Annotated in this window: 19 protein-coding genes; 13 read left to right on the top strand and 6 right to left on the bottom strand. The window is 74.4% G+C overall.

Annotated features, from left to right (window positions below):
• Positions 1-38: 38 nt before the first annotated feature.
• A complete protein-coding gene (locus PU704_RS05140) occupies positions 39-1,010 on the bottom strand; it encodes a polysaccharide pyruvyl transferase family protein (protein ID WP_277550488.1) in 972 nt (323 codons plus the stop codon).
• A gap of 172 nt (positions 1,011-1,182) precedes the next feature.
• Between PU704_RS05140 and PU704_RS05135 the strand changes: the two genes are divergently transcribed.
• Together PU704_RS05135 and PU704_RS05130 are read left to right on the top strand one after the other, a co-directional pair.
• Positions 1,183-1,305, top strand: a complete 123-nt coding sequence (locus tag PU704_RS05135) for a hypothetical protein (RefSeq protein WP_277550487.1) — start codon at positions 1,183-1,185, stop codon at positions 1,303-1,305.
• Entirely contained in the window at positions 1,302-1,574 is a 273-nt protein-coding gene (locus tag PU704_RS05130; protein WP_047801467.1) for a hypothetical protein, read from the top strand. The genes PU704_RS05135 and PU704_RS05130 overlap by 4 nt, the downstream gene beginning before the upstream one ends.
• On the opposite strand, the gene PU704_RS05125 is transcribed toward PU704_RS05130, so the two are convergent.
• Both PU704_RS05125 and PU704_RS05120 read right to left on the bottom strand, forming a co-directional pair.
• On the bottom strand, positions 1,504-2,364 hold the full coding sequence (locus PU704_RS05125) for a cytochrome c oxidase assembly protein (RefSeq protein ID WP_277550486.1): 861 nt from the start codon (positions 2,362-2,364) through the stop codon (positions 1,504-1,506). The two genes, PU704_RS05130 and PU704_RS05125, sit on opposite strands and share 71 nt — an antisense overlap.
• Positions 2,361-2,861, bottom strand: a complete 501-nt coding sequence (locus PU704_RS05120; RefSeq protein ID WP_277550485.1) for a DUF2243 domain-containing protein — start codon at positions 2,859-2,861, stop codon at positions 2,361-2,363. The genes PU704_RS05125 and PU704_RS05120 overlap by 4 nt, the downstream gene beginning before the upstream one ends.
• A gap of 99 nt (positions 2,862-2,960) precedes the next feature.
• Between PU704_RS05120 and pepN the strand changes: the two genes are divergently transcribed.
• Positions 2,961-5,573, top strand: coding sequence for an aminopeptidase N (pepN, locus tag PU704_RS05115; protein ID WP_277550484.1), 2,613 nt, complete (start codon positions 2,961-2,963; stop codon positions 5,571-5,573).
• Between the two features lie 25 nt (positions 5,574-5,598).
• On the opposite strand, the gene PU704_RS05110 is transcribed toward pepN, so the two are convergent.
• The gene (locus PU704_RS05110; RefSeq protein ID WP_047801466.1) at positions 5,599-5,802 is read right to left on the bottom strand and encodes a hypothetical protein; all 204 of its coding nucleotides are present in this window, start codon (positions 5,800-5,802) and stop codon (positions 5,599-5,601) included.
• Between the two features lie 66 nt (positions 5,803-5,868).
• The gene (locus tag PU704_RS05105) at positions 5,869-7,287 is read right to left on the bottom strand and encodes a hypothetical protein (RefSeq protein WP_277550483.1); all 1,419 of its coding nucleotides are present in this window, start codon (positions 7,285-7,287) and stop codon (positions 5,869-5,871) included.
• A 225-nt stretch (positions 7,288-7,512) separates the two neighbouring features.
• Here PU704_RS05105 and PU704_RS05100 point away from each other — a divergent pair, with 225 nt between their 5' ends.
• From PU704_RS05100 to PU704_RS05085, 4 genes are all read left to right on the top strand, one after another.
• Positions 7,513-8,670 (top strand): hypothetical protein, encoded by a 1,158-nt coding sequence (locus PU704_RS05100; RefSeq protein WP_277550481.1) that lies wholly within the window; start codon positions 7,513-7,515, stop codon positions 8,668-8,670.
• Positions 8,667-10,349 (top strand): ABC1 kinase family protein, encoded by a 1,683-nt coding sequence (locus PU704_RS05095; protein ID WP_047801463.1) that lies wholly within the window; start codon positions 8,667-8,669, stop codon positions 10,347-10,349. Before PU704_RS05100 ends, PU704_RS05095 begins: the two co-directional genes overlap by 4 nt.
• Positions 10,350-10,621: 272 nt before the next feature.
• Complete coding sequence (locus PU704_RS05090; protein WP_277550480.1) at positions 10,622-11,572, top strand: PLL family lectin; 951 nt, start codon at positions 10,622-10,624, stop codon at positions 11,570-11,572.
• A gap of 317 nt (positions 11,573-11,889) precedes the next feature.
• Positions 11,890-12,447 (top strand): AfsR/SARP family transcriptional regulator, encoded by a 558-nt coding sequence (locus tag PU704_RS05085; protein WP_277550479.1) that lies wholly within the window; start codon positions 11,890-11,892, stop codon positions 12,445-12,447.
• Positions 12,448-12,532: 85 nt separating this feature from the next.
• On the opposite strand, the gene PU704_RS05080 is transcribed toward PU704_RS05085, so the two are convergent.
• The gene (locus PU704_RS05080; RefSeq protein ID WP_277550478.1) at positions 12,533-13,927 is read right to left on the bottom strand and encodes an aldehyde dehydrogenase family protein; all 1,395 of its coding nucleotides are present in this window, start codon (positions 13,925-13,927) and stop codon (positions 12,533-12,535) included.
• A 220-nt stretch (positions 13,928-14,147) separates the two neighbouring features.
• Here PU704_RS05080 and PU704_RS05075 point away from each other — a divergent pair, with 220 nt between their 5' ends.
• The 6 genes from PU704_RS05075 to PU704_RS05050 all read left to right on the top strand — a co-directional run bounded on the left by PU704_RS05075 (position 14,148) and on the right by PU704_RS05050 (position 19,769).
• Positions 14,148-14,849, top strand: a complete 702-nt coding sequence (locus tag PU704_RS05075; protein WP_047802163.1) for an SDR family oxidoreductase — start codon at positions 14,148-14,150, stop codon at positions 14,847-14,849.
• 185 nt (positions 14,850-15,034) lie between these two features.
• Positions 15,035-15,709 (top strand): hypothetical protein, encoded by a 675-nt coding sequence (locus PU704_RS05070; RefSeq protein ID WP_277550477.1) that lies wholly within the window; start codon positions 15,035-15,037, stop codon positions 15,707-15,709.
• 209 nt (positions 15,710-15,918) lie between these two features.
• Positions 15,919-16,809 (top strand): oxygenase MpaB family protein, encoded by an 891-nt coding sequence (locus tag PU704_RS05065; protein WP_277550526.1) that lies wholly within the window; start codon positions 15,919-15,921, stop codon positions 16,807-16,809.
• 105 nt (positions 16,810-16,914) lie between these two features.
• Positions 16,915-17,838, top strand: coding sequence for an ABC transporter permease (locus tag PU704_RS05060; RefSeq protein ID WP_277550476.1), 924 nt, complete (start codon positions 16,915-16,917; stop codon positions 17,836-17,838).
• A 3-nt stretch (positions 17,839-17,841) separates the two neighbouring features.
• Positions 17,842-18,906, top strand: a complete 1,065-nt coding sequence (locus PU704_RS05055) for a taurine ABC transporter substrate-binding protein (protein ID WP_277550474.1) — start codon at positions 17,842-17,844, stop codon at positions 18,904-18,906.
• A complete protein-coding gene (locus PU704_RS05050; protein WP_277550473.1) occupies positions 18,903-19,769 on the top strand; it encodes an ABC transporter ATP-binding protein in 867 nt (288 codons plus the stop codon). The genes PU704_RS05055 and PU704_RS05050 overlap by 4 nt, the downstream gene beginning before the upstream one ends.
• The last annotated feature ends 105 nt before the right edge of the window (positions 19,770-19,874 follow it).

Here is a 19,874-nt window from a genome sequence, read left to right as displayed (position 1 = left end):
TTACACAGACTGATCAGGCGGCTGATCTTGGGGGCGTGTCACCGCTGGTGCGCGGGGGTTCCGGCCCGCTCGAGGAGCCTGTCGCCGGTCTCGGCGCCGAGTGGGCCGGCGGTGCCGGGGCGGGGCGTGCCGCCCAGCTCCCGGACGAGGTCGTGGAGCTGCTCGGCCCCGCTGGGGTCCTTCGCGGAGCGCGCCTGGGCGGCCTTCCGCCCGTCCTCCGACAGGCACCAGCGCAGCTGCTCCTCGAGCAGGTCGGCGCCGAGCTCCTCGGGCCCGACGACGGCCGGCCAGTCCCAGGCCCGTGCCTGGGCCGTGACCTTCCCGCCCCCGGCGACGGGGTCCACGGCCAGGACGGGGACCCCGGCCCGCAGGGCCAGGACGAGACCGTGCATGCGCATGGTCACGACGGCGTCGAGCCGGGCGATCACGGAGCCGACCTGCGCCGCGGTGGCGGGCAGCCGCCAGTCGCGCGGGTCCAGCCGGGTCTCCAGCGGCAGCCGGGCCGCGTCCAGCCCGCCCAGCCACGCCTCGAGCCCGGACCGCGTCGTCTCGTGCCGGCGGCGCGCACCGTACTCCTGCTGCCCGGAGGTGAGGTAGACGCCCAGCACGGGCACCGCCTGCGGCACCGGGCGGGCCGCCAGGTCCCGGTGCGCCCCGGCCCCGGGGCGGTCGCGGGCGATCACCCGGTGGAACCCGGCGGTCACCGGGTCGCCGGGGTCGAGCACGCTGACCCCCACCGCGATCCGGCGGCAGTGGGCGAAGCGCTCGTGCAGCTCGGCGATCGAGCGGCCGGTGGCCGGCCCGCAGACGAAGACGAGATCGGTGTACCGTCCGGGGTCGGCGTCGTCGAGGCGCAGCCCGCCGGACGGGCACATCACCGCGCTCCAGGCGACGTCGTGCGGGACGCCGGCCGCGCCGAGGGCGTCGGCGACGGCGTCCATGGCCAGGACGTCACCGGCCGTCGCCTCGCCGTGCAGGACGCTGGACCAACCGACCACGAGTGTGCGCATGGCCCCGAGGCTACCGGTCGGCGGCCCGGGGTCCGGCGCACCGCACCGCGTCCAGGTCCCCGGCCCGGGCACGGCCGCGCATCCCCCCTGGTGGCGGGCGGACCACCGGTCTAAGCTCGACCTCACGGGTCAAGCAGCCGGCCACGTCATCCCGTTGTGGAAGGAATCCTCCATGGACTCCCAGCTGACCGTCGTCCCGCGAATCGACCCGGTCGCCCGGTGCCGCACCGGTGCCGCCCCCGTCCCCGTCTCCCGGTCCGCCGGCGGCTTCGCTCCCGAGGCCGTGGCAGCATGAGCGGCCTCGACACGGTCCCGTCCCCGGCCGGCCCCGCCGCCGGGGGAACGTCCGGCTGCGACACGTGCCTGGGCCCGGACTGCGCCTTCCCCGCCGAGCTCTCCGCCCTGTCCCTGGTGGAGCTGCAGGTGCTGCACAGCCGGGTGGTGTGCCAGCTCGAGCACGAGTACCTGACCGCTCCGGACGGCCCGCACCCCGTCACCCAGGACCGGCACGACGAGCTCGTCGCCGAGCTCGAGGCCCGGGGCGGCTCCGCGCCGGCGGCCTGAGCCCGGCCGTCCACGACACCGCAGGGGCGGCCCGCGTCCGGCCGGCGGCATACCACTGGGCGAAGAAGACCACGAGCAGGGCCACGTCCACGGCGTCCCCGCCGTAGTACATGATCCGGGACCCCAGCTGCGCGTCGGCGGTCCCCACCCCGGCGGGCGGGTCCCCGTAGAGCCGCTTCGCCAGCACCGCGTGCACGGTGAGATACCCCACCAGCACCGCCGCGCGCAGCCGGAGGGATCCTCGGTGCGGGTCGGGGTCCACCCCGACGACGGCCGCGGTGAAGAGGTACCCGGCGAGCATGACGTGAGCGTGCACGGCGGCGTGCACCGGCGCAGAGGCGTGCATGGCGGCGTACAGGCCGGTGTCGTACAGCACCCAGAGGCCCCCGGCGTTCAGCGTTCCCGCCACCACCGGGTGGCTCAGCACCCGGACCGGACGGCTGCGCAGGAGCCGGGCCAGACACCGGGCGCCGGCCACCGGCAGCGCCCGCAGCGCCAGGGTCACGGGCGCGCCGAGTACGAGCAGCAGCGGCGCCGCCATCCCGAGCAGCAGGTGCACCACCATGTGGGCGGCGAAGCTGCCGTGGGCGGCGGCGGCCAGGGGGCCCAGCAGGGAAGCCCCCGCGCAGCCGAGTCCGGCGAACCACAAGACGGTCCGCCGGACCGGCCACGGACTGCGGTGCCGTGCCGCCCACAGCGCCGCGGCGTAGCCGGCCGCGCCCACCGCCAGGGCGAGCACGGCCACGGCCTCCACGGCGGCCCAATCCGCACCGCCGTGGTGCGGGCTCACCGGCCGGCCCGGGCGGACCGGGCGCGGTGGAGCACCCCCAGCCCCACCGCGAGCGCGAGCACGGCCGTCCCGATCCAGGTGACGTCGTAGAGCAGCAGGTCCACGTCGTAGCGGACCTGGTGGATCCGGAGCACCTTGTGCAGCACCACGCCGTCGAAGAGCTGGAAGGCACCCAGTCCGGCCAGCAGCGCCCCGGCCCAGCGTCCCCAGGACAGGGCCCCGCGCCGCCGCACGTCAGCGAGCAGGAAGAGCGAGCCGACCGTCACGAACCAGCCGAAGGCGTGGAAGAGGCCGTCCGAGAACAGCGCGACGCCGGTGGTGGACAGGTCGTAGAAGTGGTGCCAGTGCAGGAGGAGGTGGAACACGGCGAGGTCCACCACGGAGGCGGCGATGCCCGCGCCCAGCAGCGCGCCGGCGAGCACGGTGCGGCGGTCCTGCCCGGCGGGACCCGCCGGCTCGGGGGCGCGCCCGCTGCGGGCGGCGGGGGCGTCGGCCATGGGGGCCTCCTGGGGTCGAGGGCGGCGGTCGCCTCCAGCCTAGGCACCGTCAGCCTGCTGTCCAGGGCGGGGCGGCGGCCCGGATGGTTCAATGGCACCGTGCGCAACGACAACCTGACCCGCCGCGAGGCCGCCGAGCGCTCCGCGCTGATCACCGTGGAGGACTACGAGGTGGTGCTCGACCTCTCCGCCGCCGCCGACCCGGCCGAGGACTCGTTCGGGTCGGTGACCACGGTGCGCTTCCGCGCCGAGGAGGGTGCGCAGACGTTCCTGGACTTCATCGCGCACTCGGTGGAGTCGGTGGCGGTCAACGGCCTGGCCCTGGACCCGGACGACGTCGTGGAGGGCTCCCGGATCCGGCTGCCGTCGCTGGCGGCGGACAACGAGGTCACGGTGGCCGGCCGGGCCCGGTACTCCCGCTCGGGCGAGGGCATGCACCGCTTCGTGGACCCGTCCGACGGGCGGACCTATCTCTACACGCAGTACGAGCCGGCGGACGCCCGCCGGGTCTTCGCCGGTTTCGAGCAGCCCGACCTCAAGGCGTCGTTCCGGTTCACGGTCCTGGCCCCGGAGGGCTGGGAGGTCTCGTCCAACGGGGTGCGGATGGTGAGCTCCCCCGCCCCGGAGGCGGAGCGCGGCGGGGCGCTGCGGCACGAGTTCTCCGCCACCGAGCGGATCTCCACGTACATCACCACCGTCCTGGCCGGGCCCTACCACCGGATGGCGAGCGAGTGGCGGCACTCCTTCGAGGACGGCAGCCGGATGACCGTGCCGTTGGCCCTCTACTGCCGGGCCTCGCTGGCCGAGCACCTCGACGCCCGTGAGCTGTTCGACCTCACCCGGCAGGGGCTGACGTTCTTCACCGAGCTCTTCGACCACCCGTACCCGTTCGGGAAGTACGAGCAGGCGTTCGTGCCGGAGTACAACCTGGGGGCGATGGAGAACCCGGGGCTGGTGACGTTCACCGAGGAGTACCTGTTCCCGGACGGGGCGACCCGTGCCCAGTACCAGGGCCGGGCGAACACGCTGATGCACGAGATGTCCCACATGTGGTTCGGGGACCTGGTGAACATGAGCTGGTGGGACGACCTCTGGCTGAAGGAGTCCTTCGCGGAGTTCATGGGCGCCCACGCGTCGGTGCAGGCAACCGACTTCGAGGAGGCGTGGATCGCCTTCGCCTCCCGGCGCAAGGCCTGGGCGTACCAGCAGGACCAGCTCCCGACCACGCACCCGGTGGTCGCCGACATCCCGGACCTCGAGGCCGCCCGGCAGAACTTCGACGGCATCACCTACGCCAAGGGCGCGGCGGTGCTCAAGCAGCTCGTCGCGTTCGTGGGCTACGGCCCGTTCGTCGACGCGTGCCGCTCCTACTTCCGCCGCCACGCCTACGGGTCCACCACGCTGGAGGACTTCCTGGCGGTGCTCGAGGAGGCCTCCGGGCGGGACGTGCGCGGGTGGGCGGACTCCTGGCTGGCCACCTCCGGGGTCGGCACCCTGAGCCTGGACCTCGCCCGAGACGACGACGGGGCGGTGACCTTCGCCGCGCTGCTGCAGGAGCCCGGCCCCGGCGTGCTGCGCCCGCACCGGCTGCTGCTCGGCGGCTACGAGCGCGGGCCCGGGGACGTGCTCGTGCGCACCGGCACGGTCAGCGTGGACCTGCCCGCGGCGGCCTGTGTGGAGGTCCCGGAGCTCGTGGGCTCCACCGCCCCGCTGCTGGTGGTCAACGACGAGGACCTGACCTACGCCAAGACCCGCCTGGACCCGCTGTCGCTGACCACGGCGCTGAGCTCGCTGTCCTCCGTGGAGGACGCCATGGCCCGGGCCCAGCTGTGGTCGGGGCTGTGGAACGCCGCCCGCGACGCCGAGCTGGACCCCGGGGACTGGGTGGGGGCCGTCCTGGACCACGGGTTCGCCGAACCGCAGGCGGGGATGTTCGTCAACGCCGTGGAGCACGCCGTGCAGGCCGTGGAGCGCTACACCCCGCCGGCACGGCGGGACCGGCTGCGGGGGCGGCTGCTCGACGTCGCCGTGCGCGAGCTGCGCAGGGCGGACCCCGGCAGCGACCGCCAGCTCGCCCTCGCCCGGCAGACCGCGCGCCTGGCCCGGCGCGACCGCTCCCACGACGGCTGGCTGCGGGACCTGCTCACCGGGGCGGACGCCCTGCCGGGGCTGACGCTGGGCCCGGAGCTGCGCTGGGCGCTGTGGACGGCGCTGGTGGCCACCGCGCACGGCCCGGACCCGGAGCTGGAGGCCGCCGTGGAGCGGGAGCACGCCGCGGACCGCACCCGCACCGGGCAGATCGGGTGGGCCCGCACCCGCGCTGCCCGGCCCACCCCGAAGGCCAAGGCCGAGGCGTGGGAGGCGATCACCGGGGAGGGGTTGTCCAACGACCTGCTGACGGCCACGATCGCCGGGTTCCGGCTCGGCCCGGAGGAGCTCGTGGAGCCCTACCGGGAGCCCTACTTCGCCATGCTGGAGGAGGTCTGGGCGCGCCGGTCCATCGGGATGGCCACCCGCACGGTCGAGGGCCTCTACCCCTCGGACGCCGATCTGGAGCCGGGCCGCGACCCGCAGCACCACCCCGTGGTGGCGCGCACGGAGCTGTGGCTGAGCAACCACGCCGGGGCGCCGGCCGCGCTGCGCCGGATCCTGGCCGAGGAGCAGGACCACCTGCTGCGGGCCCTGCGCGCCCAGGCGGCGGCCCGCCCCTGACGGCGCGCTTCCGGGCGGCGTCGCCTCAGCCGGCGCGGCGGGCGGCCCGGCGCAGCACGCGCTCCACCGCGCGCTGGGCGTCCTCGTTGGACTTGAAGACCCGCCGGTCCAGGCTCTGGCCCAGGGACATCGACGAGTTGCCCAGCTGCAGCACGTTCACCTTGGAGTCGTTCGGTCGCGTGCGGCGCGGCTGGGGCTCCTGCGGGCCGGTCCGTGCGTCATAGGCCATGGTGGATCCTTTCCGTGACCTCTCCAGTGTAGGAGGCCACCGTCCCACTGAACAGAGCGCCGCGGGTCACGGCCCGCGCCGTCGCGCCCGGGCGGTGTAGCGGCCGCGGTCCACGGCCCGGCGCACCCACCAGGTGCGCACGACCAGCACGAGGGACAGCGTGTGCAGGAGCAGCAGCAGGGCCCAGTAGGCCCCGGCGGCCCCCGGGGTGAAGGGCACCGACGCCGCGCCGGCGAGCATGAGCATGACGAACGCCTCCAGGTTCAGGGCGTAGCGCAGCGGGCGCATCACGCGCACCGAGAGGTCGTGCTCGGGCTGCCGGTTGATCCAGGAGAGCAGCACCGCGACCACGGACATCACGATCGACGCCGCCGCGGACGGCACCTGCCAGCCCGGCCCCAGCACCCGGTCGGGCGCGGCCGCCACGACACCCACGAGCAGCAGGACCGCGGTGATCAGGCTCACCGCCACGGACGCGAACGCCGTAATCCCCTGCCGGGCCGGCAGGATCACCATCTCGCAGAAGGCGTCGTCGAAACGGGACGTGGGCCGCAGGGCCAGGTGGCCGCGGACGGCGCCGGGCCACCGCTGCACGATCCGGTCCTCGGCGAGGACGCGGTCCACCGCCCGGTCCGGGACCGTGCCGTCCCTGTCGTCCTCGGCGGAGAGGACCGTGAACTCGTGCAGCCGGACCTCCGCGGGCACCGTCAGCTCCAGGTGGAAGCTGCGGCAGGAGGCGAGGTCGTGCAGGCCCACCCGGCCGACCCAGGGCTTCCAGCAGTGCCGCAGCCGGTCCTGCGCCCGCGACCGGCGGCCGGCGGCGTACTGCTCGTCCATCGCGTACTTGAGCACGAGCCGCCGGCCCGCGAGCTCGGCGGGCAGCACGAAGGTCAGCAAGAACCCGCGCGCCAGCTGGTCGGCCACCGTGGTGAACAGGGCGAAGTCGCCGTCCCAGTTCTCGGCGTCCTCGGCCGAGAGCCGGCCCAGCGCGATCAGCTCGTGCACGACCGCGCGCAGGTGCTCGCAGTGGGCCCAGAACCGGTCGAGGGCGTCCTCCATGAGCAGCTCCGGCACGTGCACGATCGCGGGCACGTGCTGCTCGGCCAGCAGTGCGGCCTCGGCCAGCGGCAGCTGCTCCGGGATGAGTCCGCGCAGCAGCAGCTCGGCGAGCGCCCCGTTGTCCTCGGTGCCGAGCACGGGGGCGGGCTCCCCCTCGCAGACGGCGTCGAAGCTGCGCAGGGGCTGCTTGGCCTGGATGGTGACCGGCACCAGCAGCCGGCCGGCGGCGTCGGCCGGCCAGGGGTCGTGGGCGGCGAGGTCCACGTCGAGGGAGACCTTCCGCCGGGTGACGCCGTCGGGGCTCATCAGCACGGACTCCACGCGGCGGTGGATCCAGCCGGCGGGGCTGAGGAACAGCGTGCGGAGCACGTCGACGTCCACGGCCGTGCCGGCGGGCTCGGGCGGGGGGACCTGGCCCTGGGGCATCCGCGCCTCCTCTCCGGTCCCGGTCCGGCTCTCGTCCCGGGGCGGGCACCGGGGCCCACCCGGTGTCCTGATCAGCGTCCTCATCGGTGTCCGCACGGGACTCCTGATCGGGGATCATTGCACCAGTCGGCCCGGACACCGTAGGGGCCGGGGCTTGAACCGGCCGTTCCGGGAATCGTGAGAAGCTATTGACGACTTGCCGCCCCAGCTCCACCGAGGGAGACCATGACCGACTACGCGCTCAACGACCGCGGCTCTCTGGAGATCGTCACGGAGAACTTCTACGACACCGAGATCATGCGGGTGTTCGGCGGTCTGTCCTTCGGCAAGCTGCGGACCTGGACGGGCAACGCGGCGCTGGTGCCGGAGCCGGACAACCCCTTCGACCCGCACACGGTCTCGGTCCGGATCGGCCCCAACAAGATCGGCCACCTCGCCCAGCAGGACGCGCAGCGGTACTGGCCCTACCTGGCCCGGGTGATCGCCTCGGGCTTCACACCGGTGGCCCCGCTCAAGCTCGACGCCACCGTGCTGCGCCAGGACGGGCAGGCGGAGGTCGACGCGACGGCGCGGCTGTCCATCGCCGCCCCGGACCTGCTGTTCCCGCTCAACACGCCACCGACCCACGCCACCGTGCTGCCGCAGGGGCCCTCAATCAAGGTCCTGGACGAGCAGGAGTTCGCCGAGTACCTGCACAGCGTGGTGCCGCCCTCGGGCGAGGGCCGGGTGATGCTGACCCTGGAGGCCAACAAGGTCAAGAACCACCACGGGCAGGTCGTAGACACCGTGGACGTGCTCTACGAGCGCCGGCAGGTGGGACGGCTGTCGACCCAGATGTCCCAGCAGTTCATCCCGATCATCAACCACGCGTTCCAGCACGAGCTGCTCACCGCGGTGTGGGGCACGATCCGCGGCTCGGCCTTCGAGGTGTCGATGACCATCCAGGCCGCCCGCCCGGAAGAGATCCCGGCCGAGTGGTTCGAGCGGCTGCCCAACGACGTCCCCGAGCTGCTCCCGCCCACCGGCGGCCACCCGGTGCCGCACGCCTACGTCCCCGCGGAGGCCGACCGCTCCCGCAACGCCAAGAAGTGGCGCAAGGGCCTGACCGTGGCCGGTGCGGGGGCCGCCGGCGCCGAGCGCTCGGGGCCGGACGAGGACGTCTCCGCCCAGCGCTCCTCCGCCCGCCCCCGCGGCGGTGCCGCAGGGCGGGTCGGCGTGGCCGTGTGGGCGCTGCTGGCGGTGACCGTGCTGCTGGCCGGGGTCGGGGCGGTGTTCCTGGGGATCGAGCCGCTGGTCAGCGCGCTGTGCTTCATCGTGGCGGTGGCCACCGGCTTCATGTCCTTCTACCTGGCCCGGATGAGCACCGGAGTGGCCGGCCGATGATCAGCCGCCGCGAACGCTTCCTGCAGATCCTCGAGGTGCTCTCCAAGCACGGCTTCGGCTTCGCCCTCGGCGGGATCAAGGAGGAGTGGCGGGCGCCGCTGGCCCGGGTGCGCCTGATCGACCCGAACAAGCTCTACAGCCAGCCGGTGCACCTGCGGCAGGCCCTCGAGGAGCTCGGTCCCACCTTCGTGAAGCTGGGTCAGCTGGTCTCCACTCGACCGGACCTCCTGCCGCCGCGCTACGTGCAGGAGCTCACCCGGCTGCAGGACAACTCGCCGCCGGTGCCCCCGGAGCAGATCCGCGCGATGATCGAGTCCGAGCCGGACTCCGCCGCGGAGGAGATCCTCGCCCAGATCGACCCCACCCCGCTGGCCACCGGCTCGATCGGCCAGGCGCACGCGGCCGTCTACCACGGCGTCGACGTCGTCGTGAAGGTGCGCCGGCCGGGCGTCGTCGAGGAGGTCAACCGGGACCTGGAGATCCTCGCGGAGCTCGCCAAGCTGCTGTCCACCTACTGGCCGGCCGTGGAGCACTTCGACCTCGCGGGGCTCGCGGACGAGTTCGCGCAGTCCCTGCGGGACGAGCTGGACTACCTCACGGAGGCCCGCAACGCCCAGCGGATGGCGGAGAACTTCCGGGGCGACCCCCGGGTGCACATCCCGGAGATCTTCTGGGAGGCCTCCACCTCCCGGATCCTCACCATGGAGCGGGTGCGCGGGATCAAGATCAACGACTACCCCGCGCTCGAGGCCGCCGGGCTCGACCGGCACCTGCTGGCCGTGGACTCCACCGAGGCCATCTGCCGGATGATCTTCGAGCACGGCTTCTTCCACGCCGACCCGCACCCGGGCAACCTCTTCGTGGAGACCGGCGGGCGGATCGGCATCATCGACTTCGGCATGATGGGCACCCTCACCGACGAGTTCCGCGACCACCTGGTCACCCTCATGCTCGGGGTGGTGCAGCAGAACCCCCGGCGCGCGGCGGCCGGGCTGCTCGGCATGACGTCCCAGGAGGAGGACGTCAACAAGCGGGAGCTGGACCGCGACGTGGGGATCATGCTGCGCCGTTACGCCAACAAGCCGCTGCAGGAGGTGCGGGTGGGCCACCTCATGGGCGACCTCATCGGCCTGCTCCGCCGCTACCGGATGCACCTGCCGCGCGAGTCCGCCCTGTTCCTGCGGATGCTCGTCACGGCCGAGTCCGTGGGCACGGGCCTGGACCCGGACTTCGACCTGGTCACCGTCCTCACCCCCTACGCCCAGCGCTTCGTCCTGCACCGGCTCTCCCCCGAGGTGCTGGTCAAGCGGCTGCGGGACGTTGTGGAGGACGCCGTGCAGATGGGCGTGGAGGCCCCGGAGTACCTGCGCCGGCTGATCGTGGTCCTGGAACGGGGCGGCTTCGACGTCCACCTGCGCGCCGACGAGTTCGAGCCGCTGCTCAAGCGCGGGGAGAAGATCGGCCACCAGGTGGTCGCCGGGGCGGTGATCGCCGCGTCCATCAACGGGATGGCGCACATCCTCGCCTCGGACCCGGAGCGGTGGCGCCGCTACCACACGCCGCTCATCGCCGGCGGGGCGACCACCGTGGGCACTCTCACGGGCTACCTGGTGCTCTCCACCAACGTGCCCAAGGTCCGGCGCCTGGCGAGCACCCTGCGGGTCCGGCGCCGCTTCTGAGCCCCGCCGGCCCGGCCGCCCGCCCATCGGGCCGCGCCGGGCCCCCGGCGTCCCGCCCGGGCGCGCCCGAAGTGCCCGAAGTGCCCGAAGTGCCCCGGAGGTAGTCATACCGGGATAACGCCGCAGACCGGATCATGGCCGTGCGACCGGCGGACCGTGCCCGCACCACCCCGGACGGAGGGCGGGACGGCGCCGGCCCGGTCGCGGCCACCATCCACCGTGGCGGGAGCCCGTGCGACCGGCCGGTCCCGCCCCGCGTCGAGGAGCACACCATGACCACACGGGACCTTCCGCACGAGCGGACCGCCGCCGCCCCCGGCGGCATCTCACGCAGGAACCTCATCACGGCCGGCGCCGTGCTGGGCACAGGGGTGGCCCTGGGGTCCGCGCCGGCCGGCTCCGCCGCGCCCGTGACCACCACCGCCTGGTCGGGATGGGAGGACCTGGGCGGCGACTGCCGGTACGGCACCGGCGTGTCCTCCTGGGCACGGGGCCGGCTCGACACCTTCGTCGTCGGCACCGACGACGCGCTGTGGCACAAGTGGTACGAACGCGGCTGGAGCGAGTGGGAGAGCCTCGGCGGCCGGCTGAAGTCCAATCCCGCGGCCGTCTCCTGGGACCGGGACCGGATCGACTGCTTCGGCATCGGCCGCGACGACGCCCTGTGGCACAAGTGGTGGAACGGGCGCCGCTGGAGCGGCTGGGAGAGCCTCGGCGGGCGGTGCCGAGGCGGCGTGGGGGTCTCCTCCTGGGCGCGCGACCGGCTGGACTGCTTCGTGCTCGGCACGGACGACGCCCTGTGGCACAAGTGGTGGAACGGCCGCCGCTGGAGCGGCTGGGAGAGCCTGGGCGGCCGGCTGCGGTACATCCCCTCCGCGGTGTCCTGGGACCGGGACCGGATCGACTGCTTCGGAATCGGCCGCGACGACGCCCTGTGGCACAAGTGGTGGAACGGGCGCCGCTGGAGCGGCTGGGAGAGCCTCGGCGGCGTCTGCCGCGGCGGGACCGGCGCCTCGTCCTGGGCCAGGGGCCGGCTCGACTGCTTCGTGGTCGGCACCGACGACGCCGTGTGGCACAAGTGGTACGACCGCCGCTGGAGCGACTGGGAGAGCCTCGGCGGGCGGGTCAAGCACAACCCCTCGGCGGTCTCCTGGGCCCGCGACCGGGTCGACGTGTGCGCGATCGGCAGCGACGACCGCCTCTACCACAAGTGGTGGGACTGACCCCTCCCGAGCCCCCCGGCCCGGGCCCCGTCACCGGGGTCCGGGCCGGGGCGGTCGCACTCGTCGCCGGGCGCGACATGTCGTTGACTTCCCCGGGGCCGCGGCCCAGCATGACGGTGGGCGCACGGTGCGGACATCGTGCCTGGTCAGCCGGGGGGAGACAGCTCATGGGCGAGCGGGGGACGATCGCGCTGCGGCTGCTGGGGAGCTGGGACGCCACCGTGCGGGGCGCCCGGGTGCCGACGGGATCGCGGTAGCAGCGGCTGCTGGCGGCCCTGGCGATCCACGGCCCCCGGTCCCGGGCCTACCTCGCCGGGGTGCTGTGGCCGGAGGTCCCGGAGGACCACGCGCTGGGCAGTCTGCGGGCGGCCGTCTTCACGCTGTCCCGCCGCCTGCCGGGGGCGGTGGTGTGCCAGGGAGGCACCCTGGCGCTGGCCGAGACGGTGGACGTGGACCTGCACCACCTGCTCGAGCTGGTGCGGCGGCCGGTGGCCTCCTGGTCCGCGGCACGGGACGACGCGTGGGTTCTGGACCGCCCCGGGGTGCAGCTGCTGCCGGGCTGGTACGACGACTGGGTCCTCGCCGAGCAGGCGCGGCTGCAGGAGCTCTACGTCAACGCCGTGGAGGAGCGGGCCGAGTTCTGCCTGGCGCACGGAGACGTCCACCGCGCCCTGGCCCTGGCCCGCACCGTCCAGGACGCCGCTCCCCTGCGGGAGAGCGCCGTGTGCCTGCTGATCCGCGCGCACCGGGGCCTGGGCAACGAGACCGAGGCGCGGCGGACGTTCGAGGGCTTCCGCGCGCTCGTGGCGCGGGAGCTGGGCGAGCAGCCCTCCGACCGCGTCCGCGGGCTGCTCCAGCCGCTGCACGGGGCCTGACGCCCCGGCGCCCCGGGCACGGGGGTGCCCGGGGCGCCGTCCGCACCGGTCGGGTCGGACCAGGCCCGGGGGCCGTCCGCGCGGCTCAGCCGCGGGCTGCGGGCATCTCGATGTGCACGACCTTCACCTGGGTCATCTCGTCCAGCAGCTCCGGCCCGTAGCCGAAGCCCGCGCCGCTGGCCCGCCGCGGCTGCGCCGCACCGCCCGGGGCGCCGCCGAAGACGTTGTTGACCTTCAGCGTGCCGACGGGCAGCTCCGCCACGGCCTGCTGGGCATGGGCGATCCGACCGGTCAGGACGGTCGCGGCCAGCCCGTAGCGGTCGGCCGCCGCCAGCCGCAGGCCCTCCGCGAAGCTGTCCACGACCTGGACGGGGGCCACGGGCCCGAAGGTCTCCTCCGCCATGACGGTCATCCCCGGGACGCACTCGCCCAGCACCGTGGCGGGGTAGAAGGCGCCGGGTCCCTCGGGCACCCGCGCCCCTTCCAGCACGACGGCGCCCGCGGCGACGCTGTCGGCGACCTGGCGGTGGACCTCCTCCCGCATCCGCTCGTCGACCAGGGGCGCGAGCGCGCCCTCGGCGTTGCGCCGGCGCGCCAGCTCGGTGAGGGCCGCCAGGAACGGCTCCGCCACGGCGCGGTGGACGTAGATCCGCTCGACCGCCACGCAGATCTGCCCCACGTTGGCGAAGGCCCCGATGGCCGCCTGCTCCGCCGCCCAGACCGGGTCGACGTCGTCGTCGATCACGAGGGCGTCGTTGCCGCCGTTCTCGCGGATCACGTGGGCACCGGTCCCCACGGCGGCGCGGGCGATGGCCTCGCCGGTGGCGGTGGAACCGACGTGGGCCAGGACATCGACGCCGGGCAGCCCCGTGAGCAGCTCGCCGACGGCCGCCCCGCCGCTGACGGTGCCCAGCACGCCGGCGGGCAGGGCACCGGCGAGGATCTCCCCGAGCCGGGCGCCGACGTGCGGGCAGCGCTCGCTGGGCTTGTGCACCACGGTGTTGCCCGAGACCAGGGCGGCCCCGAGCAGGCCCGCGGCCACCGCGACGGGGTCGTTCCAGGGGGTCAGGGCGACGACGACGCCGCGCGGCTCGGCCACGGTGTAGTCCGCCGCCAGCACGTCCCCGCGCAGGCTGCGGCCCCGGTGCACGGGGCCGAGCTCGGCGTACTGGTAGAGGGTGCCGATCCCGGCCTCGACCCCGCCCAGGGCCTCCTCGAAGGGCTTGCCCGTCTCGCGGGTGTTGAGCTCGGCGAGCTCCCGGGCGTGCTCGGACAGGCGGTCCGCGGCCGCTCGCAGGGCCTTGCCGCGCTGTTCCGGGGCCGTTCGGGCCCAGTCCCGGGCGGCGGCGCGCGCGGCGGCGACCGTGGCGCGGACCTCGTCCTCGGTGGCCGCGGCCACGGTGCCCACCACGGACCCGTCCCGCGGGTCCAGCACGGTGAGCTCGGTGGTCGGGTCGGTGGTGGGTGCTGCGGTGGTCATGGATCTCCTGTTCCGTCGGGCGGACGCCCTCCGGCCGCGAAGGCGCCGGAGGGCCGGGGCTGTCCCGATGAGCATACTTACCGATGGCCCGGGACCGGTTACGGTAGCAGTGACCAGGCCGCCGCGTCCGCGGGGGCCTGCCCCTGTTCCGACGAGGAGCAGCACGTCCGCCCGCGGCGCCGTCCGCGGGCGGAGCAGTGCCCAGCAGAGAGGAAGTTGCATGAGTTTCCAGCCCACCAACCCCGGTCGCGTCCTGATCACCGGCGGTGCCTCCGGGCTCGGCGCCGCGGTGGCCGAGGCGGTCCGCGACAACGGCGGCACCCCCATCGTCCTGGACCGGGACATCAGCGCGCTGAACGGCGTGACCGCCTACCAGGTGGACGTCGCCGACACCGCCGCCGTCACCACGACGGTCCAGCGGGCCGTGCAGGAGGCCGGGGGGCTGGACGCGGTCGTCACCGCCGCCGGCATCGACCGCTGCGGCCGGCTCGAGGACGTGGAGACCGCCGAGTGGGAGAAGGTCGTCCAGGTCAACCTCTTCGGCACGGTCTCCACCGTGCGGGCGGCGCTGCCCGCACTGCGGGAGTCGCGCGGACGGGTGATCACGGTCGCCTCGACCCTGGCGCTGAAGGGCGTCTCGGACGCCACCGCCTACTGCGCGTCCAAGTTCGGGGTGCTCGGCTTCAGCCAGGCCCTGGCCGCCGAGCTCAAGGGCGAGGTGGGTGTCACCCAGCTCATCCCGGGCGGCATGAAGACCCGGTTCTTCGACGACCGCGACGAGCAGTACAAGCCCCAGGACGACTCCCAGCTCAACGACCCGGAGAACGTGGCGAACGCGGTCCTGTTCGCCCTCGCCCAGCCCGCCGGCTGCGAGATCCGCGAGCTGTTCATCGCCCACGCCGAGGAGGGCTCCTGGCCGTGACCCGCTGAGCCGAGGCGGTGGCCGCCGGGGGCGGGGCGAGCGGCCCCGTCCCCGGCGACCGCCGCGTCACCGCTGACGGGAGGACTGTTGTCCCCACAACCGGCCACAGCAACTACGGCGTGGCGGATGCATGCGCATCTAGAATGGAGGACATCCCGGTCCCGGCAGAAAGGCGCGATCCCACCGTGGACACTCCCCTCGTCACCGCGGTGGCCGGCGTGCCGCGCGTCGTGCGCTGCCTCGACGCCCACGGGCGCCCCGTGAGTCTGTCCGGACGCACCCTCAGCCGATCCTCCACCCAGCTGCAGGACCTGCTCCGCAGGGCCTACACGGGCGTTCGCGGCGACGCGCCCACCGAGGAGGTGACCGTGTCCTTCCTCGAGGAGCACGACGGAAGCCTGCAGCTGGAGTACCTGGTGGTGGACCGCACCCGGCCGCGCCGTGGGGTCCGCGGCCGGCGCCGCGCCCGGGAGCGCGCCCGGGACAGCCAGACCGCGCTGACGCAGGCGGCGCTCGTCGTGGCCGGCGCCGTGGACACCCTGGGCGTGCTCTCCTCCGCGACCGCCGTGCGCTGGACCGACAGCGACAACCCGGACTTCGCCGACGTCGTCCTCGACGGTGTGCGCACCGTGCGGGTGCCCGCCGCCGTGCGCACACTGCTCCGGGACGAGACCGCGCTGGAGCTGCTGCGGGGAGTGCTTGCCATGTTCCTGGACGACGACGTGGACCGGCTCGTGATCGGCAGGGACCCGGAGCTGCTGGGCCGCTACCACGAGACGGTCGTCGCCCGCTCCCCCGCCCTGCTGCGCTTCCTGGAGGGCGCCCCGCCGGTCGCCGGCGCGGAGCCGGAGCGCAGCTGACGGTCCGCCCCGACCGCCGCACCGTCCCGGCGCCCCTCGATCACCGCGCGCCCGCACACCGCCGACGGGGCCGGACCCGTCGGTCGTGCGCCCCGTGCCGAGGCGCCCGCCCCGGAGTGCCCCCGGGCCCGGCGCACCGGGTGTCGGAGCCGGAGCGCATACTGGGGCCGAGGCACGGCACGGGACGGGAGGACGCGCACGTGGGACTGATGGCGCCGCTGCAGGATCGGCTGCGGACCACCTTCGCGGGCCAGGCGGACGGCATCCCCGCGTGGGAGCTGGCGCTGGCCGACGGCGAGGACGCCGGCCACTTCCGGCCGGGCTCGGCGGTGTGGGCCGTCCACGGCTCCATGGCCACCATCCCGGCCGGAGTGCGCGCGCTGCTCACCCAGGCCCTCCACCCGGGCGCGCTGGCGGGCGTGGTGGAGCACTCCGACTACCGGCGGGACCCGCTGGGACGACTGGCCGGGACCATCCGCTGGATCTTCACCGTCACGTACGGGGACACCGCCGCCGCGCAGCGCGCCTCCGCCCACGTGCGGAGGCTGCACGAGAACGTGCGCGGGACCTACACCGGGGCCGACGGCCTCCGGCGGCCCTACTGCGCCAACGACCCCGACCTCGCCGAGTGGGTGCACCTGGCGTTCACGGACGCGTTCCTGCGCTGCCACCAGCGGTGGGGCGGTCCGATCCCGGGCGGACCGGACGCCTACGTGCGGGAGTGGGCGGTGGCCGGCCGGCTGATGGGCGTGGTGGACCCGCCGCGCTCCGAGGCCGGGCTCGAGGAGCGGATCCGGACGTTCGGCCCCCAGCTCGCCGGCGGGCCGCGGGTGGACGACGTCGTGGGCTTCCTGCGCCGCCCGCCCCTGGACCCTCTGCTGCTGCCGGGCTACCGGGCGCTCTTCGCCGCCGTCGCCGACTCCCTGCCCGAGGAGCGGCTGGCCCTGCTCGGCCTGCGCCGTCCCCGGTTGGGACCCGTGCCCCTGCCCACCCGGGGCGCGGCTGGTCTCACCCTCGCCGTCGTCGGGCGGGCCCTCGGCGAGACCGGGCCCAGCGAGGCCGCCGCCCGCCGGCGGCTCGCGCGGCTGGGCGTGCTCTGAAGGAACCGGTCAGCGGACATACCGGTAAGGTGGTGCGCCACAGCGCCTTCGCCTGGGGCAGGGCCGTTGCCGCGGAGCACCATCACCACGATCCGGAGAGCGCAGATGACGGAGAACGCGACGACCAGAGAGCCGCCCGTGCCGGGCGCCGCTCCCCTCCGGACCGACTCGTCCCGCGAGAGCTCTCAGGCCGTGGCCGCCGGGGCCCGCAGCGCCTCGCGGCGGACGCGGAGCCGGCGGCTGATCCTCCAGGTGGGCGTGCTGGTGGTGGTCGTGCTCCTGTGGTGGGTGGTCGCGGCGCTGCAGCTGGTCCCCGCCCTCTACCTGCCCTCCCCCGGGGCCGTGCTCAACGCGTTCGTGCAGGCCAACACCTGTCGGCCGGTCGCGGAGGGCCTGTCCCGGACCGTGTGCGGTGAGCAGAACTACTACCTGTGGGAGCACCTGGTGGCCTCCCTCCAGCGGATCGCCGTGGGCCTGGGCGCGGCGGTGGTCGTGGGCCTGGCGGTCGGCTTCCTCATGGGCTCGTCCCGATGGCTGCAGGTGGCCTTCGAGCCCTACCTCAACTTCCTGCGCGCCCTTCCGCCGCTGGGCTACATCGGCCTGCTGATCGTCTGGCTGGGCATCGGGGACGCCTCCAAGAACGTGCTGCTGTTCCTGGCTGCGTTCCCGCCGATCGTCATCGCCACCGTGCAGGGCGTGGCCGGGGTGCCCGCGGACCGGATCAACGCGGCCCTGTCCCTGGGGGCGTCCAAGGTGCAGAGCATCCGCTACGTGATCCTCCCCTCGTCCCTGCCGAGCATCCTCTCCGGCATCCGGCTGGCGGCCGGCTTCACCTGGACCACGGTCGTGGCCGCCGAGCTCAACAACGGCATCCCCGGCATCGGTGGACTCGCCTATCTCTCCGGCACCCAGCTCAACACTGCGCTGACGATCGCCTGCATCATCACGATCGGCATCGTCGCGGTGGCCCTCGACGCCCTCATCGTCCGGACCAGCCGCTGGCTGGTCCCCTGGCAGGGAAAGGCCTGATCCGTGCCCCACACCTGGAAGCACCCGGCCTGCCTGGCCGCCGTCCTCACCGCCGTCGCCACGACGACGGGCTGCGTCGAGTCCGGGCGCACCGTGCACCCGGACGCGGTGCAGGCCGCCGCGGTGTGCCCGGTCGAGCCCGACCCCTCGATCGCCACCACGGCCCGGATCGCCTGGCAGGCGATCCCCAACGGGGACCTCGCGGTCAAGGACCTGCGGATGCTCGAGACGTGCATGCCCAACGCCGACATCACCTGGTCGAAGTTCGACTCCGGCGGGGACGTGGTGCAGGCCTTCGGCGCCGGGTCCGTGGACCTCGGCCTGGTCGGGTCGAGCCCCGCCGTGCGCGCCGTCTCCCCGCCCCTGGACATCGACCTGCGCGTGGTGTGGCTGCAGGACGTCATCGGCGCCGCCGAGTCCCTGGTGGTGCGCGACGAGTCCATCACCTCGGTCGAGGACCTGGCCGGCCGGACGGTGGCCGTGCCCTTCGGCTCCACCGCCCACTACTCCCTGCTCAGCGCCCTGCGCCGGGCCGGTGTCGACCGCCAGACCGAGCTGATCAACCTCGCGCCCGACAAGATGCTCGCCGCCTGGCAGCGCGGCGAGGTCGACGCCGCGTGGGTCTGGGACCCCACCCTCTCCGAGCTGCAGGCCGACGGCACCGTCATCCTCACCAGCGCGGAGACCGCCGAGGCCGGTCAGCCCACGTTCGACATGGGCGCGGCCACGGCCGACTTCGTCGAGCAGAACCCCGAGTTCATGCGCATGTGGACGGCCACCCAGGACTCCGCGGCCCGCCGGCTGGCCGCGGGGGACGACGCCGCGATCGAGTCCCTGGCCGTGCAGCTGGGCCTGTCCCCGGACATCGTGCGCAAGCAGACCGAGGGCCTCACCTACCTGAGCGCGCGGGAGCAGGCGGAGCAGTACTTCGACGGAACGCTCGGCCGCGTCCTGGCGGACACCGCCGAGTTCCTGGTGGACGCCCGGGAGATCGACACCACGGCACCCGCGGAGGTCTACCAGCAGATGCCGTACGCAGAGGCGATCGAGGAGGTGGCGGGACGATGAGCCAGCCGGTGGAGCACGGGAGCACGGCGGCGACGACGGCTGCGACGACAGCTGTGACGACGGCGGGAGCGGCGACGGGGCCGGGCACGGCCACCCGGCAGCTCGTCCTCGACGGGATCAGCCACCACTACGTGACCGACGCGGGCGACGTCGTGCACGCGGTGGCGGAGACCGACCTGCACGTCCCCGGCGGGCAGTTCGTCTGCGTGGTGGGCCCTTCCGGCTGCGGCAAGACCACGCTGCTCAAGGTGCTGGCCGGCTTCCTCTCGCCCTCCGCCGGCCAGGCACGGTACGGGGAGCAGGTGATCACCGGCCCCTCCCCGGACCGGGGCGTGGTGTTCCAGCAGGCGAACCTCTACCCCTGGCTGTCCATCCGCGGCAACGTGGAGCTCGGGCCGAGGTTCCGGAAGGTGCCCGCGCGCGAGCGGACCGCCCGGGCCGACGAGCTGCTCGAGATGGTGGGGCTAGCGCAGTTCGGCGAGGCCAAGCCGTACGAGCTCTCGGGCGGCATGCAGCAGCGCGCCCAGATCGCCCGGGTGCTGGCCAACCAGCCCGAGGTGGTGCTGATGGACGAGCCCTTCGGCGCCCTGGACGCCCTGACCCGGGAGCGTCTGCAGGCGGACCTGCTGCGCATCCAGCGCAAGCGGCGGCAGACCGTCTTCTTCATCACCCACAGCGTCGAGGAGGCGGTGTTCCTCGGCGACCGGGTCCTGGTGATGAGCCCGCGCCCAGGCCGGATCCTGCTCGACGAGCGGGTGGACCTCGCCTCGACGTACGGACCCGACGTGGGCCCCGAGATGAAGTCGACCCCCGAGTTCATCGAGCTGCGGGACCGCGTGGCCGCCGCCATCCAGGTGTCCTGAGCTCGCGCCGGCGCGGCGTGCACCGCGGAGGCGACCGCGCGGCCCGGGCGGGCCGCCCGCACATCGGCGCTCACCGGAGCACCGGTCCGCAGCGGGTCCCCCCGC

Origin of the sequence: Kocuria oceani, from assembly GCF_029524215.1 — a bacterium.
GTDB lineage: Bacteria > Actinomycetota > Actinomycetes > Actinomycetales > Micrococcaceae > Kocuria > Kocuria oceani.
Note: the sequence above shows the minus strand (reverse complement) of the source record. Positions and strands in the feature narration are given on the sequence as shown.